The sequence below is a fragment of the Faecalicatena sp. genome (assembly GCF_058819085.1).
Genome location: NZ_JBZUUL010000012.1, coordinates 52,536 through 68,549 on the forward strand (window position 1 = coordinate 52,536; position 16,014 = coordinate 68,549).

A 16,014-nucleotide genomic window follows, 5' to 3' on the forward strand; every position below is an offset into this window, starting at 1 on the left:
CCTAATTCTTCTTTGGTACTTCCAGAATAGCTCCCCGGTTTCCTGATGTGACCATCGCCGCATATCTTGCAAGGTATCCGGTTGTGATCTCAGGCTCTTTTGGCTGCCATTTTGCCCTTCTTGCTTCCAGCTCTTCATCTGAAACATCTAATTCCAGCTTTAATTCCGGGATATTGATCTTGATGATATCTCCCTCTTCTACTAAGGCGATCGGTCCTCCTACGGCTGCTTCCGGTGAAACATGACCGATGGATGCGCCTCTGGATGCGCCGCTGAAACGTCCGTCTGTGATCAGGGCAACCGTGGACCCCAGGCCATATCCTGCGATCGCGGAGGTTGGATTGAGCATCTCCCTCATTCCCGGGCCTCCCTTTGGTCCCTCGTAGCGGATGACGATCACATCTCCCGGATTGATCTGACCCGTCTTGATCGCCTCTGTTGCAGCCTCATCACTCTCAAAGATCCTTGCAGGCCCCTCGTGTACCAGCATCTCCGGTACGACTGCGGAACGTTTTACCACGCTTCCGTCCGGCGCAAGATTTCCTTTCAGGACAGCGATACCGCCTGTTTCACTGTATGGATTATCGATGGGACGAATCACCTCAGGATTCTTATTGATACATCCCTTGATATTCTCTCCCACTGTCTTTCCGGTTACTGTCATACAGTCTGTGTTCAGAAGCCCCTTCTTATTCAACTCATTCATCACCGCATAGACACCGCCTGCTTCATTCAGGTCTTCGATATAGGTAGGACCTGCCGGTGCAAGATGGCAGAGGTTCGGTGTCTTCTCACTGATCTTATTTGCAAATTCAATCTCAAAGTCCATGCCGATCTCATGGGCGATGGCCGGAAGATGCAGCATACTGTTTGTGGAACATCCAAGTGCCATATCTACCGTCAGCGCATTGAGGATCGCTTCTTCTGTCATGATGTCTCTCGGACGGATATTCTTTCTCACCAGCTCCATGACCTGCATTCCTGCATGCTTTGCGAGCTGAAGCCTTGCTGAGTAGACAGCCGGGATCGTTCCATTTCCCTTCAGTCCCATTCCAAGCGCCTCTGTCAGGCAGTTCATGCTGTTAGCTGTATACATTCCTGAACAGGAACCACAGGTCGGACATGCCTTATTCTCGAATTCACATAGATCCTCTTCTGTGATCGTACCTGCAGCATATGATCCAACTGCCTCAAACATACTGGAAAGACTGGTCCTTCCGCCCTTTACATGCCCTGCAAGCATCGGCCCTCCGCTGACAAAGATCGTCGGCACATTAATTCTGGCAGCTGCCATCAAAAGTCCCGGTACGTTCTTATCGCAGTTCGGGATCATAACAAGTGCATCAAACTGATGTGCCATTGCAAGTGCTTCCGTAGAATCTGCGATCAGATCTCTGGTCACAAGAGAATATTTCATTCCCACATGCCCCATGGCGATCCCGTCACAGACAGCGATGGCAGGTACCATGATCGGAGTACCGCCTGCCATTGCAACGCCCAGCTTTACTGCTTCTGTAATCTTATCCAGGTTCATATGTCCCGGAACGATCTCGTTATAGGAACTGACAACACCTACAAGTGGTCTGTCCAATTCTTCCTGCGTCATTCCCAGTGCATTGAACAGGGAACGGTGGGGTGCCTGCTGTGACCCCTTGGTTACTGTATCACTTCTCATCTTAAAAACCTCACTTTCTACTTATGCCGTATCGGCTTATGATATGCTTATATTTATAATCTGCTTATACTTATGATCTGCTTATATAAGAACAGATCCTGTCTCCCATCTCACTTGTTCCGATCTGAGTCTTTCCCTCAGACATGATATCGATCGTACGGTATCCATCCTTCAACACCTGCGCAACCGCATTCTCAATCGCATCTGCCTCTTTATCCAGATCGAAAGAGAACCGCAGCATCATTGCAGCGGATAAGATCGTAGCGATCGGGTTGGCGATCCCTTTGCCTGCAATATCCGGTGCGGAACCGCCGCTTGGCTCGTAGAGACCAAATTTTGTCTCATTCAGACTTGCCGATGCCAGCATTCCGATGGAGCCTGTCACCATACTGGCCTCATCAGACAGGATGTCGCCGAACATATTTTCTGTCAGGATGACATCAAATTGTCCCGGATCCTTCACAAGCTGCATCGCACAGTTATCCACCAGCATATTCTCCAATGTTACTTCCGGATACTCCTCTGCAACCTCTTCTACGACCTTTCTCCAAAGCCTGGAGGAATCCAGCACATTCGCCTTATCCACACTGGTCACTTTCTTTCTGCGCTTCATCGCGATATCAAACCCGCGCTTTGCAATACGGCGTATCTCATTCTCGTTATATGTAAGTTCATCGAAAGCTGTCATCACCCCGTCTACTTCCACTGTCTTTCTCTCCCCGAAATACAGCCCGCCGGTCAGCTCCCTCATGATCATCATGTCAAATCCACCTTCTGTGATCTCCTCTTTCAGCGGACACGCACCCTTTAATTCATCATACAATACGGCCGGGCGAAGATTTGCAAAAAGATTCAACTCCTTGCGGATCTTTAAAAGTCCGGCTTCCGGTCTCTTGGATGGCTCCAGCCGGTACCACGGTGAAGTCTTCGCGTCCCCTCCGATGGACCCCATCAACACTGCATCGCTTGCCTTTGCCGCCGCAATCGTCTCATCCGTAAGAGGAACTCCGTGCACATCGATCGAAGCGCCTCCCATTAATAACTGGGTATAACAACACTCATGTCCGTATACCTTACCTACTTTATCCAGGACCTTCATGGCCTCCGTCACGATCTCCGGTCCAATACCGTCCCCTTTAATCACTCCAATATTCAATCTCATAACCCATTACTTCCTTCCAAAAATAGAATTAAAAATGCTATTTTCTATGATAACTTATTTTTCGGCACGTTTCAACCCTTTAATTCGTAAAAGTGGAAAATATGGGGGGAGGGAGTTTTTGTTAAGGGGGGCGCTGGCAGGACAGGGAGGGGGCTTGGCTGCAGGCTTGTTTGGGGGATAAACAGCCCTAATGAAAATAGCACAGGAAATGCAGACACCGCAGACATGCGGGTAAACGCCGGATGCGTTTACCCTGTAGGTCTGCTTGAAATCAGGCTTTGTGAGCCTGATTTCAGTCTGTATTTCCTGTGCTGTTTTTATAAGGGCTGCTAATCCTCCAAAGATGCCCGCAGCCAAGCCCCCTCCCTGTCCTGTCAGCTGCGTTCTGAACGGATACGGCGCAGCCTGTCAGAAGACACAGGGTGTATAGTAAGCGATTAGAGGCACTGACAGTAAAAGAGCGGGCCATTCAACCCCGCTCTTTCACTGTCAGTGCCTCTTCGCAAACGGTCCGCCCCGGAAAACACTCTGTGTCTCCTGACAGGCGGACCCACTCTTTTAAATCCATCAACCATCCAAAGCTCTACTCTGCGGAAGGTTTCTCTATCTGTGCGATCGCAGCTTTCTGCATTGGTATACGGCAGTTTTTGTTATTCCCAAATTCCACGATCACATCGTCATCTGTGATGTCGATTATTACACCGTAAAAACCGCTTGTTGTCAGTGCGGTATCGCCCACTTCCATCGTTGAAAGCATTGCCTGCACTCTCTTCTGCTCCTTCTTCTGAGGGCGCATCAGCAGGAACCACATACCACCGATGATTACAACATAAATCAGGATGATACCACCCATTCCTGTTGCTCCGCTTGCAGCTAATAAACCATTCATCTTACTTCCTCCTAACTACTATCTTCAAAACAATAAGTTAACTATACACAAAAATGGAGAAATCTTCAAGTATTCTTTTGGAATTTCCGCCACTTTTTTGCCTTTTTTACGTTTCTTTTGCCATATCCTGACTTAAGGTCATGAATCTTTCCCCTGCTCCATGCCCTCCAGCTTCTTTTTCTTGTATGACTTAAATTCTCCAGCCTCTATGGCTGCCCGGATCTCTTCCATCATTGTGTTATAAAAATACAGATTATGCAGGACACATAAGCGCATTCCCAGCATTTCTTTCGCCTTTAACAGATGACGGATATATCCCCGGCTGTAGCTTCTGCATGCCGGGCACTGGCATCCCTCCTCGATCGGTCTGTCATCCAGTTCAAATTTTGCGTTAAAAAGGTTGAGTTTTCCATGGTTGGTATATACATGTCCGTGCCTTCCGTTTCTGGTCGGATACACACAGTCAAAAAAGTCAACGCCTCTTTCCACACCTTCCAGGATATTGGCCGGAGTACCGACCCCCATCAGATATGTGGGCTTTTCCACCGGCAGGTAAGGCACGACTGCGTCCAGGATACGGTACATTTCCTCATGGCTCTCTCCTACCGCAAGACCGCCGATTGCATACCCCGGCAGGTCCAGCTCTGTGATCTGCTTTGCATGCTCGATACGGATCTCCTCGTAAATGCCTCCCTGGTTAATTCCGAACAGAAGCTGTTCTTTGTTGATCGTATCCGGCAGAGAATTGAGCCGGTCCATCTCTGTCCTGCACCTCTTAAGCCATCGTGTTGTCCGCGCTACGGAATCCCTCATATACTCCCGGTCCGCGATGCTGGACGGGCACTCGTCAAAGGCCATTGCGATGGTAGATGCCAGATTAGACTGGATGCGCATGCTTTCCTCCGGCCCCATAAAAATCTTGCGGCCGTCTATATGGGAATGAAAATGGACTCCTTCCTCTTTGATCTTCCGTAAATCCGCCAGTGAAAACACCTGGAATCCACCGGAGTCCGTAAGGATCGGCTTGTCCCAATTCATAAACTTGTGCAGGCCGCCCATTTTTTTAACAACTTCATCTCCGGGGCGGACATGCAGATGGTAGGTATTCGATAATTCCACCTGGGTCTTGATCCCTCTCAGATCATCGGTAGAAACCGCACCCTTGATCGCCGCAGCAGTTCCTACATTCATAAATACCGGAGTCTCGATAACTCCGTGAACCGTGTGAAAACGGCCCCGCTTAGCAAGACCGTCTCTTTTGATTAATTCGTACATAGCTTCCTTTATTTCCTTACCTTTCATTCTTGTCTGAATCCCTTGGTAAAATACCAGCTTTTCATGAGATGATCTTCCCCGCAGGGAAGATCATCTTATATCTCATTCTAATAATGAACAATCACGGGAGTTCCGACCGACAGCATACTATACAGAGTCTCGGCCTGCCCGTAAGGCATATTGACACATCCGTGTGACCCGATAGATGTATACAGATCTCCGCCGAATCCAGGCTGCCAGGTTGCATCATGGAATCCGATTCCTGACCAGGTGATCCTCATCCAGAAGGTAACCGGTGTTTCATATTCCGGCTTTCCTGTTTCCGGATCGATCTCACCGACAAGTGTCTTATCCCGCTGCATTTCCAGAATGCTGAATACACCTGCTGTCGTCTCCTTTTCCGGTGTCGGAAGGCCTGTCACAACATCTGATTCCATCGCCACATTTCCGTCTACGATATACCACATATGCTGTGCGGACAGATCCACCTCCGCATAGGTATTGCCCCAGTCCTGCGGTGCATGTGCCGCCGCAGTCTGATAATATGCCGGCTCCTTTGACACGGTCTCACCATTCTTGATACTGTTGACCAAGGCCTCGAATTCCGTATCCTCATCTATTGACCAGCCGTATGTCCCACCGGACACCTCTGCGGTCTTTCCTGTTGGAGTCGTGATGGTTCTGGTCGTCCCTACTGTGTCATACTTATCACCGAATTCGGTAAGCCATCCCTTCACTGCGTCTTGATTAAATGTCACCTTCATATTATCATCCACAGAAAGCCATTGGGAAATTAAGGTCTTATCTACCACTACCTGCTCCGTCATCGTGTATGTAATACTTGCACTGACATATTTGTTCAGTTCATCACATGCCTTCTTGACTTCTTCTGAATCCGATGTATATTTCGGCTCGGAATAGCATCCTTCCTTTTCCATATCCAGTTCTTTCTGGAACTCATTGATATGCTGGTGCACCTTTTCTTTGAGCACATCCACATTCACGGCAGTGCCAATCACTTCCGGCTCGATCACATACTTCTCACCATTAAACTTCGGATAAGCAGATTTCGCTGGCACCTGCTCTGCTGTCACCGCCTGCAGGCCTGCGATAGCATTATCTAAGGCACTATCATCAAAGGATACCTCGATCGTCACCTTGGAAGAATTCTTTGAAAAAAATGCAGCCGGCCATGCAAAGCCATTCTGTTTCTTCAACGCCTTCTCAATGTCATCATTTTCCTTATAAGTAAGTCCGATCTCTGAACCCTCTATGGTGTCCGACTTATTATCCTTCTCTTTTACGACCAGCTTATAATCTTTCACCTGAGTTTTCAGATATTCCTCTACATCCGCCGCCGTTTTGGCTGAGAAGTCTTTCCCATTAATCTCCGTATTAATATAGAAGTGACTCATAAAAAATACAGACACACCGATATAGATCAGCACCAGAGCTGCCACGATGGAGCCTGAAATGATCCAGATCTTCTTACCGCTCTTCTTAGAGCCATCTTTCTTTTTTCTTGACCTCTTCTTTGGTTCTTCATCCGGGAAAAGATCATCCAGGTCCTCTACAAAATCTGTATCGGCATCAAAACGCTCCTTTTTAACAGGGCCTTTCTTCTTTCCCTTTGATTGAACTGGGATCACATTCGGTGCGTTCTGTCTCTTCACATTCCCATTCTTGCCGGACTGTGCCTTATCAGCCTCTTCGCCGGACTTTGCACCGGACTTCTTTGTCCTCTCATTGTTTTTAGGTTTTACAGGCTCTTCATATTCGTCTTCTTCCGGTTCCTCTTCTTCATCAAAGAAATAGTCTTCATCTTCTTCGTCTATTTCATCGTCCAGATAATAATCCTCATCTGCTTCATCTATTTCATCAAAGTAGTACTCTTCATCTAAATCTTTCTCTTCTGCGCGGAAACCGTTTGATTTTGTCATGTCTCGTTCGCTCATTTAGTATTACTCCCCTTTTTTAAATCAATATCTAGTCCACATTATATTACGAATCATAGTAAATGTACAGTAAAAAAGTATGAATTTAAAGAAAATTAAGAACTGTCCGCCATCCATGCTTATAACTATTCACCCATGCAAGCTCGATTCCGAGGCATTGCCTCTCCTTCTCGCTTCGGCTAAACGCCGTATGGTAATATTTATAGAAATCAGGCTTTGGGAGCCAGCTCACACGCCTGGTTTCTATAAATATTACCGCATGGCTGAATAGTTATGAAAATTTAGGATTGCGTGCTGATACAACTTCTTATATAATAGGTCTATATGCAAAATAGAAAGGGGTATTTACATGAGTGGATCAACATTTGGTAAATTATTCCGCGTAACTACCTGGGGGGAATCCCATGGTGCCGCAGTCGGTGCTGTTGTGGATGGTTGTCCTGCCGGGCTTACATTATGCGAAGATGATATACAGAGATATCTAAACCGCCGAAAGCCGGGACAGAGCAAATATACAACAAAACGACAGGAGACAGACCAGGTCAAGATTCTTTCTGGTGTCTTTGAAGGAAAAACGACGGGGACACCGATTTCCCTGCTGGTTGTCAATCAGGACCAGCGCTCCAGAGATTACGGGAATATCGCTTACACTTACCGGCCCGGACATGCAGATTATACTTTTACACAAAAGTACGGATTCCGTGATTACCGAGGCGGCGGCCGTTCCTCCGGCAGGGAGACAATCGGAAGGGTCGCTGCGGGAGCCATTGCTTCCTTATTATTAAATGAAATGGGAATCACGTTTACTACCTATGCAAAGTCAGTCGGACCCGTTACGGTTCCAGACGAAGATTATCGTTTTCATGAAATAGCTGAAAACAAGCTTTATATGCCGAACAACCAAGCCGCCGAACAGGCCGCCGCATATCTGGATCAGATGATCCAGGATCAGGATTCCTGCGGGGGCACGATCGAATGTCTTGTACAAGGCCTTCCTGCCGGACTTGGGGAACCTGTTTTCGACAAACTGGACGCAGGCCTTGCACAGGCTGTTATGTCCATCGGTGCCGTGAAGGCCGTAGAAATCGGTGACGGTATTTCAGCCGCCTCTTCGCTTGGCAGTATTAATAATGATCCCTTCGCAAAAAAAGAAGGACACATTGTAAAAAAGACGAACCATAGTGGCGGTGTTCTCGGAGGGATGAGCGATGGTTCTCCCCTTCTTGTCCGGGCATCTGTAAAACCGACGCCCTCTATAGCAAAGAGCCAGCACACGGTAACAGAAGCTGGTGAAGAGACAACACTTACGATCCACGGAAGACATGATCCGGTCATCGTACCACGTGCCGTCGTAGTTGTGGAGGCTATGACAGCGATCACACTTGCGGATCTGCTCCTTGTCAACATGAGCAGCCGGCTGGATAAAATAAAAGCCTATTATACGGAGGATTAAAATGTCAAATAAGTTGATTGATATTGTGAATATTACAAAATCATTTGGTGAAAATGTGGTTCTGGATGAATTGAACCTGTATATCCGCGAGAATGAATTTCTCACCCTTCTCGGACCCAGCGGATGTGGTAAAACTACCCTTCTTCGGATTCTCGGAGGATTTGAGACCCCGGATTCCGGTGATATCATTTTCGACGGCAAGAATATTAATGCACTGCCGCCGAATAAGCGCCAGTTAAACACGGTATTCCAGAAATACGCACTCTTCTCCCATATGTCTATCGCGGAGAATATTGCCTTCGGCTTAAAGATCAAGGGCAAAACAAAGGGATACATCGAGGATAAGATCCATTATGCTCTGAAGCTGGTCAATCTGGAGGGTTATGAAAACCGGACCCCGGATTCATTAAGCGGCGGTCAGCAGCAGCGTATCGCCATTGCCAGGGCCATCGTAAACGAGCCAAAGGTGCTTCTGCTGGATGAGCCCTTGGGAGCACTGGATTTAAAGCTTCGGCAGGACATGCAGTATGAACTGATCCGGCTGAAGAACGAGCTGGGAATCACCTTTGTCTATGTTACCCACGATCAGGAGGAGGCTCTGACCATGTCAGACACCATCGTCGTCATGAACCAGGGCTATATCCAGCAGATCGGGACTCCTGAGGACATTTATAATGAACCGCAGAATGCATTCGTAGCCGATTTTATCGGAGACAGTAATATCCTTCCCGCTACCATGGTGGAGGATAAGGTCGTGAAAATGCTGGGGGCCACCTGGCAGTGTGTGGATGTGGGCTTTGGACGCAACAAGCCGGTAGATGCAGTGATCCGCCCGGAGGATATCGATCTGGTCAAACCGGAAGAAGGCATCATTGAGGGCGTTGTCACACACCTGATCTTCAAAGGAGTCCATTATGAGATGGAGGTCCTTGCCAATAATTATGAACTGCTGGTACACAGCACAGACATGTTCCCTGTGGGAACAGAAGTAGGTATCAAAGTAGACCCATTTGATATTCAGATCATGAAGAAACCAGAATCTGAAGATGCGGAGGCTGTTGGAATTGAAGAATAGAAAATTATTGACCGGGCCCTATCTATTTTGGGCGGCATCATTTATCATCATCCCTCTTCTGATGATCGTTTACTATGGCCTTACCACAAAAGAGGGACACTTTACATTCATGAACCTTGCCAGGATCACGACACCTGAGAACCTGAAAGCGCTGGGGCTTGCCCTTTTGCTCTCCTTTATCAGTACGCTGATCTGCCTTGTGCTCGCATATCCCCTGGCAATGATTCTTTCTGAGAGGTCCGTGAATCAGACAAGCTTTATCGTTCTGATCTTCATCCTGCCCATGTGGATGAACTTCCTTCTCAGAACCCTTGCCTGGCAGAATCTGCTGGAGAAAAACGGGATCATCAACATGATCCTTGAGTTCTTCCATCTGCCTGAGCAGACACTGATCAATACACCATATGCGATCGTACTCGGCATGGTATACAATTTCCTGCCGTTTATGGTACTGCCGATTTATAATGTCCTTTCCAAAATCGATAAGGACGTTATTTTCGCTGCCCGTGATCTGGGGGCGAATAACATGCAGACATTTTCCAAGATCATCCTTCCTTTAAGCATCCCCGGGATCATCAGTGGGATCACCATGGTCTTTGTACCATCCCTGACCACATTCGTCATCTCGGACCTGCTCGGTGGAAGCAAGATCCTTCTGATCGGAAATGTCATTGAACAGGAATTTAAACAGGGAAGCAACTGGAATGTCGGTTCCGGGCTTTCTCTTGTTCTGATGATCTTCATCATCGCAAGCATGGCGCTGATCGCCAAATATGATAAAGACGGGGAGGGAACTGCATTTTGATAAAAAACGGTCTGAAACGGTTTTACTTAATCTTAATTTTTATCCTGCTCTACGCTCCCATCGTCACGCTGATGGTGCTGTCCTTTAACAGCTCCAAATCACGTTCCAAATGGGGCGGGTTCACAGGGAAATGGTATGTTGCCCTGTTCCAGAACCAGGATATCATGAACGCACTGTATACAACGCTGATCATTGCGCTTGTATCTGCACTGGTGGCAACCATCATCGGTACTGCCGCTGCCATCGGAATCCAGGCAATGAAGCCGAAGTTCCGTACATTTATGATGGGGGTTACGAATATCCCCATGCTGAATGCCGATATCGTAACTGGTATCTCTTTGATGCTTTTATTTATCGCATTCCGTTTTTCACTGGGATTCAAGACGATCCTGCTGGCACATATTACATTTAATATTCCCTATGTCATCCTGAGCGTTATGCCGAAGCTCAAGCAGACAAGCAAGCATACCTATGAAGCTGCCCTGGATCTGGGTGCCTCTCCGGTATATGCCTTCTTCAAGGTCGTGTTTCCGGACATCATGCCGGGGGTATTTTCCGGTTTCCTGCTTGCATTTACCATGTCACTGGATGATTTTGTTATCACACACTTCACAAAGGGGCCGGGGGTCGACACTCTCTCCACCAAGATCTACAGTGAGGTCAGAAAAGGGATCAAACCGGAGATGTATGCGCTCTCCACGATCATGTTCATCACAGTGCTTGTGCTTTTATTCCTGGTAAACATCACACCAGAGAAAAAGGAAAGCTCCTCCGCACAGAAAATGGAGATCAGGAAAAGACACCGGGTAACCAGATTTATTTTCCGTAAACTGGTTCCAACTGCAATGGTCATTGTGATCATCGCCGGAGGATTTTTCTATGGCTCACAGAATGACGCTGCCGGCAGCAACCAGGTTATCGTTTATAACTGGGGCGAATATATTGACCCGGAGGTACTGAACCTATTTGAGGAAGAGACCGGAATCGACGTGGTCTACGAGGAATATGAAACGAATGAGATCATGTATCCCAAAATACAATCCGGGGCCATTGCCTATGATGTAGTCTGCCCGTCAGATTACATGGTTCAGCGTATGATCGAAAACGATCTGCTGGCAGAGATCAATTTTGACAATATGCCGAATATCAAATATATTGACAGCACTTATATGGAACAGTCCCGCCAGTTTGACCCGGAAAACAAGTACTCTGTACCATATCTTTTCGGCACGGTGGGAATCCTGTATAACAAGAAAATGGTGGATGAGCCGATCGACAGCTGGAGCGTTCTCTGGGATCCGAAATACAAGGACAGTATCCTGATGCAGGACAGCGTCCGAGATGCTTTCGGCGTAACCTTAAAGTATCTTGGATATTCGCTCAATTCTACAGACCTGGATGAATTGGAGGCCGCAAAGAACCTTCTGATCAAGCAGAAGCCTCTGGTTCAGGCCTATGTCGTCGACCAGGTGCGTGATAAGATGATCGGAAATGAAGCCGCCATCGGTGTGATCTACTCCGGTGAGGCGCTTTATACAAAGATGGAGAACCCGGATCTGGAGTATGTGATCCCGAAGGAAGGATCTAACCTCTGGATCGATTCCTGGGTCATCCCAAAAAATGCCAAGCATAAAGAAAATGCAGAAAAGTTTATCGACTTCCTCTGCAGACCTGAGATCGCAAAAATGAACTTTGACTATATCACTTACTCGATCCCGAACTCCGAGGGACGTAAGCTCATCGAGGAGGACTGGATGAGGGAAAGCAGGATCGCATTCCCGGAACCACAAGACTTAATTAACTGCGAGACCTTCAAATTCCTGGGGGATGAAAATGATGCGGTGTATAACCAGCTTTGGAGAGAAGTGAAATCAAAATAAAAGAGAACATTTTTAAGTCTTTTACCAAAGAATCGGAGTATCCCGTGGAACCGGGTGCCTTTCAGCACATGGTTTTCCACGGGATACTCCCTATAATTATTATCATCATTTCTGCGAAGAGCAGTCAGCCCTTCTTTTTCGTAAAACCTGATGTTTGCACCTGTATGATCCTGCTTATGCACAGATCACCTTTATAAAATGTTTTTCCAGAAAATGTATTCCTAAATGATAAACCTGTGTGTAGATCAAAAGAAGACTTAGCTGTGTAATATAATAGTATTGCATTTCTATTCTGCTAAATAATCTCATCGCAGGCAGTACCGTGAAGAAAATAACCGAGATTGCAGTGGCAAAGAGAAGCGGCCACAGAGAATGCATTGCCATTTCGCTGCGTATAACGCGTCCCCTTCCTTTTCTCCCCATCCCAATTGCTTCCAAAAGCCCATTTCTACGCCGGAGGTCATCAATATCCAGACTGAATTTCAGATAAAAGATAAATAAGCTGCTCAACAGCATAATAAATATAGTTGCTGAAAAGGCAATTTCTTTAAAGAACCTTTCGCCTTCTGCCAGGGGCTTCTGTACCTGCTTTGCATAATAAGGGAGAATTGTAGCATCCCAGGCTGAATCCGAAGCATTTTTCTGCGAAAAGATTGTTAGTTTGTCTGAAATCTCCTGATCATCTTCTTTGGCAGTATGAAGTGTGACCAGCTGCGTCGGAGACGGTTCCTTGTCAAGTCTCTTCTTCACAGATTCAAGAAGAGCCTCAAAATGCTCATCTGAAAATACGACGATATTTTCCTGGTCACCATTATGGAACATCCCTGTCAAAATCCGTTTTTCCTGACTTTTGATCTGATAAGCCGGATACAGGGTATCACGGGTAAGAAGATCATAATAACAGATTCTGCCTGCTCGCAGATGTGGATCATATCCCAAACGCTCCATCGGAGAAACATACCAGTCCAGAAGCCGGGCCCTCTGAGAAGAATCTTGTTGAAAGACCACATGGATTTCCTTCCCCTTTAAATGAAGGGTGCTTTTATCCTTTGGGGCAGCTTCTGCTTTTAGCTTTTGATAGGTAGTCTCTGAAATCCCGACCTGCTGTCCCAATGGAAAGAACATCCCCCCATTTGTCGAACTAATCAACGTGTTAAAGGAAAACGGTTCTGACAGCAGGGTATCGATTCTCACCATAGGATATGTCTCCATCTGGATATCATAGTCTTTTTTCATCTCCTGGAAAAACTCTGAATCCTCCTCATGTGCCATACATACAAAATCATAAGGATAAAGCTCTTCCCCATGGGCTGAAATCAAGCAGGAACTAAGACGCGGCAGATAGACCGACAATGCCAGCGTCTGGATTGTGAATAAAAGGAACAGGTATTTCGCGTTCGTCTTAAACCGGTATTTCCATGGAAGTACCCGGAACATATGCTTAAAGTAACGTTCTTTGTTCTTTCGGAACCATGGGACCAGCTTTCCCCCTCCGCAATATAATATAAGAAGGGCCCCAAAAAGCAGAATTGCCACTCTGGACAGTCCTTCCATCCAATGTCCATATATAAACCCACGTATTCCTGCATAAATGCAGTATAATCCGTAAAACAGACCCAGAAACAGGTGATTCTTGGGCATGCCTTCTTTCTTGGCCGCGCTGACCGCAGAAGAGGTGATATCCACCCCTTCAAATAAATGATAATTAATTAATGTCGCAAGCCCCGTCATTAGCAAAAAGACAATTGCTGTTACTAATGTCACCGCTTGATATGCCGTTGGGACGTCCATTTCTATTCCCTGACTTTGTAGATAAAGGTATTTTAAAACTGGGAACCCCAAATTTCCCAGAAGCAATCCAACAGCTAATGAGGACAAAATACATACTACATATTCCAGGGCAATGACCAACCACAGTGTCTTTTTGCGGATACCAAGGCCTAGAAAAATCCCATAGTTCTTCATACGAGTTTTTATGTAATTGGAAATAATCAGCACCAGCAGCATGACAGAAAGAAAAACTACTATATTAAGTACCTCACTGAAAATTTTAAAAATCCCACTGGACATCATCAGATTTAGATCCGGGTTCATCCTATAGATTAAAACAAGTGCACCAAATAAGACATAAAACAAAGCCACGGAAGCCGAGGCCGCCACGATAAATAGAAGATACCCCCTTAAATTGCTTCGGAAATTAGCAAATACTACCTCGTAAAAATCTTTGGAATACCGTCCTGGGAAATGCATCCGCCGAATTTTATCTAGTTTTGCTTCTCTCTCCCTTTGTTTAAGCTCACGAGCCTGCCTGCTCATCTCTGCCCCTTCCAGGATCAGCCTTGTACCAATATAATCTGCGAGCATCAGAAAAAGAGAAGCAAAGAAGGGCACACTGATACAATACGGTGCTAAAAACACAGTCATCAGATAAAAAAGACCAATCCAATAGGCGAAATTCGTGAGCACACTCACTTTTTTCCCTTTTATAAGAAGTACTGATCTTACAATAAGCACCACCGCAAGCAGAATAGGAAGGAAAAGGAAAAAATATGCCGGAACAATACTCCTTCCCGTAGCTGCCACTGTTTCCGCATTTTCGAACACCTTCGAAAAGGGAACGATTCCTCCATATTTATGGACCTTGCAGCCAAAACCGAAAATTGTATATCCTGCTCCTTGAAAATGTATCCACCTGCCAAAAAGAATCAGGCACGAAATTATAAAACCAATTGCTGCACCAAAGTAGTCCGCTGTTTTCTTCATATACTCCGCCTCCTGATTTTTTGGATTATAACATTTTTAAGTTAATTTACACAGCAGAGAAGCCTGCTGCTCCTATTGCTTGGTATTTTTGTATTCTTTTGTGAAGAGAAGTAAAAACCAGATACAAGAAATAAGAAGCAAGGCAACCGGATAACGTATATCCGTATAAACAGGCAGGAAACCTCCTAAAATTAGATTCATTATAAAATGCATATACGCAACCAACCATACATTTTCTGTTTTCATGTATACATATCCTAAGACTACTGAAAGTGCCGGAAGAAATATAAATCTCGCAAACAATATTCTCCCATCCCAAAACTTATCTGGAAAATAAAATGGTACATGCCATATCTGCCAGAGGATTCCAACTAAAATAACGCCCCAACGCTTTCCAAATTTTTCTTGAAGCAACGGCTGCAGATATCCTCTCCACCCATACTCCTCCCCAAATGTAAGCAAACACTGGGTAGGAAAATATGCAAACGATAAACAAAGTCCCATGAAAAGCCTGTAATCAACTCCTTTTAAATTCATGATCAAAACCACCGCAATATTTATTGTAGCATAAATCAAAAGATACTTCACATTGCCTTTTATATTTTTAAAGGGACTTAATTCTGGACAAAATACCCAGGAGTATATGAACGCAATGGTACTTATTACGAATACGGGTATATAAAGAAAAGTATTAAACAACTGTTCATTTATAACACCTGTTGCTCTTAATACCAGCCCAAATAAAGTAATTCCAAAAACAGTGATTATCATTTTATGTAACCGGCTTATTTCTTTTTTTTCACTCCTCGAACACATCTTAGCCAATACAACTCCAGTTGCAGGTGTTAACATCATAAACGTTGAAATTTTTTCTGAATTTTCATAAATTCCAAAATAGATGAGGCTCCCACAAAACATGGACATTCCAAAAGTCAATAAAAAAAATACAACGAATTCTATTCGATTTATTTTTTTACTCATTTCATAATGAACCCCCTCTGTGATTATATTAATGTAAATATTATATCATGTATTCAGATAAATTATAATGTAAAATTATAATATCGAATATTTACTAAGTT

At 45.5% G+C, this 16,014-nt stretch carries 12 protein-coding genes; 4 read left to right on the plus strand and 8 right to left on the minus strand.

What is annotated here, in order from left to right; all coding sequences use genetic code 11:
- Nucleotide 1: 1 nt before the first annotated feature.
- From ilvD to AC4OGX_RS06050, 6 genes are all read right to left on the minus strand, one after another.
- Nucleotides 2–1,675: a dihydroxy-acid dehydratase gene (gene ilvD / locus AC4OGX_RS06025; protein WP_493329101.1), complete on the minus strand. Its 1,674-nt coding sequence runs from the start codon at nt 1,673–1,675 to the stop codon at nt 2–4.
- Between the two features lie 70 nt (nt 1,676–1,745).
- A complete protein-coding gene (gene leuB / locus AC4OGX_RS06030) occupies nt 1,746–2,837 on the minus strand; it encodes a 3-isopropylmalate dehydrogenase (RefSeq protein ID WP_493329103.1) in 1,092 nt (363 codons plus the stop codon).
- Between the two features lie 54 nt (nt 2,838–2,891).
- Nucleotides 2,892–3,194: a hypothetical protein gene (locus AC4OGX_RS06035; RefSeq protein ID WP_493329105.1), complete on the minus strand. Its 303-nt coding sequence runs from the start codon at nt 3,192–3,194 to the stop codon at nt 2,892–2,894.
- A 226-nt stretch (nt 3,195–3,420) separates the two neighbouring features.
- The gene (yajC, locus tag AC4OGX_RS06040) at nt 3,421–3,726 is read right to left on the minus strand and encodes a preprotein translocase subunit YajC (protein ID WP_288861953.1); all 306 of its coding nucleotides are present in this window, start codon (nt 3,724–3,726) and stop codon (nt 3,421–3,423) included.
- A 138-nt stretch (nt 3,727–3,864) separates the two neighbouring features.
- Nucleotides 3,865–5,001 (minus strand): tRNA guanosine(34) transglycosylase Tgt, encoded by a 1,137-nt coding sequence (gene tgt / locus AC4OGX_RS06045; RefSeq protein WP_493329174.1) that lies wholly within the window; start codon nt 4,999–5,001, stop codon nt 3,865–3,867.
- A 107-nt stretch (nt 5,002–5,108) separates the two neighbouring features.
- Nucleotides 5,109–6,956 (minus strand): L,D-transpeptidase family protein, encoded by a 1,848-nt coding sequence (locus AC4OGX_RS06050; RefSeq protein WP_493329107.1) that lies wholly within the window; start codon nt 6,954–6,956, stop codon nt 5,109–5,111.
- A gap of 349 nt (nt 6,957–7,305) precedes the next feature.
- On the opposite strand from AC4OGX_RS06050, the gene aroC reads away from it, so the two are divergent.
- From aroC to AC4OGX_RS06070, 4 genes are read left to right on the plus strand one after another with little or no spacing between them, the layout of a single operon-like run.
- Nucleotides 7,306–8,409: a chorismate synthase gene (aroC, locus tag AC4OGX_RS06055; RefSeq protein ID WP_493329109.1), complete on the plus strand. Its 1,104-nt coding sequence runs from the start codon at nt 7,306–7,308 to the stop codon at nt 8,407–8,409.
- 1 nt (nt 8,410) lies between these two features.
- Nucleotides 8,411–9,484 (plus strand): ABC transporter ATP-binding protein, encoded by a 1,074-nt coding sequence (locus AC4OGX_RS06060; RefSeq protein WP_493329110.1) that lies wholly within the window; start codon nt 8,411–8,413, stop codon nt 9,482–9,484.
- Nucleotides 9,474–10,289: an ABC transporter permease gene (locus tag AC4OGX_RS06065; RefSeq protein WP_493329111.1), complete on the plus strand. Its 816-nt coding sequence runs from the start codon at nt 9,474–9,476 to the stop codon at nt 10,287–10,289. The genes AC4OGX_RS06060 and AC4OGX_RS06065 overlap by 11 nt, the downstream gene beginning before the upstream one ends.
- Complete coding sequence (locus tag AC4OGX_RS06070; protein ID WP_493329113.1) at nt 10,286–12,169, plus strand: extracellular solute-binding protein; 1,884 nt, start codon at nt 10,286–10,288, stop codon at nt 12,167–12,169. Before AC4OGX_RS06065 ends, AC4OGX_RS06070 begins: the two co-directional genes overlap by 4 nt.
- Nucleotides 12,170–12,343: 174 nt before the next feature.
- On the opposite strand, the gene AC4OGX_RS06075 is transcribed toward AC4OGX_RS06070, so the two are convergent.
- Both AC4OGX_RS06075 and AC4OGX_RS06080 read right to left on the minus strand, forming a co-directional pair.
- Nucleotides 12,344–14,932: an ABC transporter permease gene (locus AC4OGX_RS06075; protein WP_493329114.1), complete on the minus strand. Its 2,589-nt coding sequence runs from the start codon at nt 14,930–14,932 to the stop codon at nt 12,344–12,346.
- A 72-nt stretch (nt 14,933–15,004) separates the two neighbouring features.
- On the minus strand, nt 15,005–15,913 hold the full coding sequence (locus tag AC4OGX_RS06080; protein ID WP_493329115.1) for a CPBP family intramembrane glutamic endopeptidase: 909 nt from the start codon (nt 15,911–15,913) through the stop codon (nt 15,005–15,007).
- Between the last annotated feature and the right edge of the window lie 101 nt (nt 15,914–16,014).

What these genes read in the sequence shown, in the direction of transcription:
- ilvD (WP_493329101.1), bottom strand. Translation starts at nt 1,675, where the DNA reads ATGAGAAGTGATACAGTAACCAAGGGGTCACAGCAGGCACCCCACCGT.
- leuB (WP_493329103.1), bottom strand. Translation starts at nt 2,837, where the DNA reads ATGAGATTGAATATTGGAGTGATTAAAGGGGACGGTATTGGACCGGAG.
- yajC (WP_288861953.1), bottom strand. Translation starts at nt 3,726, where the DNA reads ATGAATGGTTTATTAGCTGCAAGCGGAGCAACAGGAATGGGTGGTATC.
- tgt (WP_493329174.1), bottom strand. Translation starts at nt 5,001, where the DNA reads ATGTACGAATTAATCAAAAGAGACGGTCTTGCTAAGCGGGGCCGTTTT.
- AC4OGX_RS06050 (WP_493329107.1), bottom strand. Translation starts at nt 6,956, where the DNA reads ATGAGCGAACGAGACATGACAAAATCAAACGGTTTCCGCGCAGAAGAG.
- aroC (WP_493329109.1), top strand. Translation starts at nt 7,306, where the DNA reads ATGAGTGGATCAACATTTGGTAAATTATTCCGCGTAACTACCTGGGGG.
- AC4OGX_RS06060 (WP_493329110.1), top strand. Translation starts at nt 8,411, where the DNA reads ATGTCAAATAAGTTGATTGATATTGTGAATATTACAAAATCATTTGGT.
- AC4OGX_RS06075 (WP_493329114.1), bottom strand. Translation starts at nt 14,932, where the DNA reads ATGAAGAAAACAGCGGACTACTTTGGTGCAGCAATTGGTTTTATAATT.
- AC4OGX_RS06080 (WP_493329115.1), bottom strand. Translation starts at nt 15,913, where the DNA reads ATGAGTAAAAAAATAAATCGAATAGAATTCGTTGTATTTTTTTTATTG.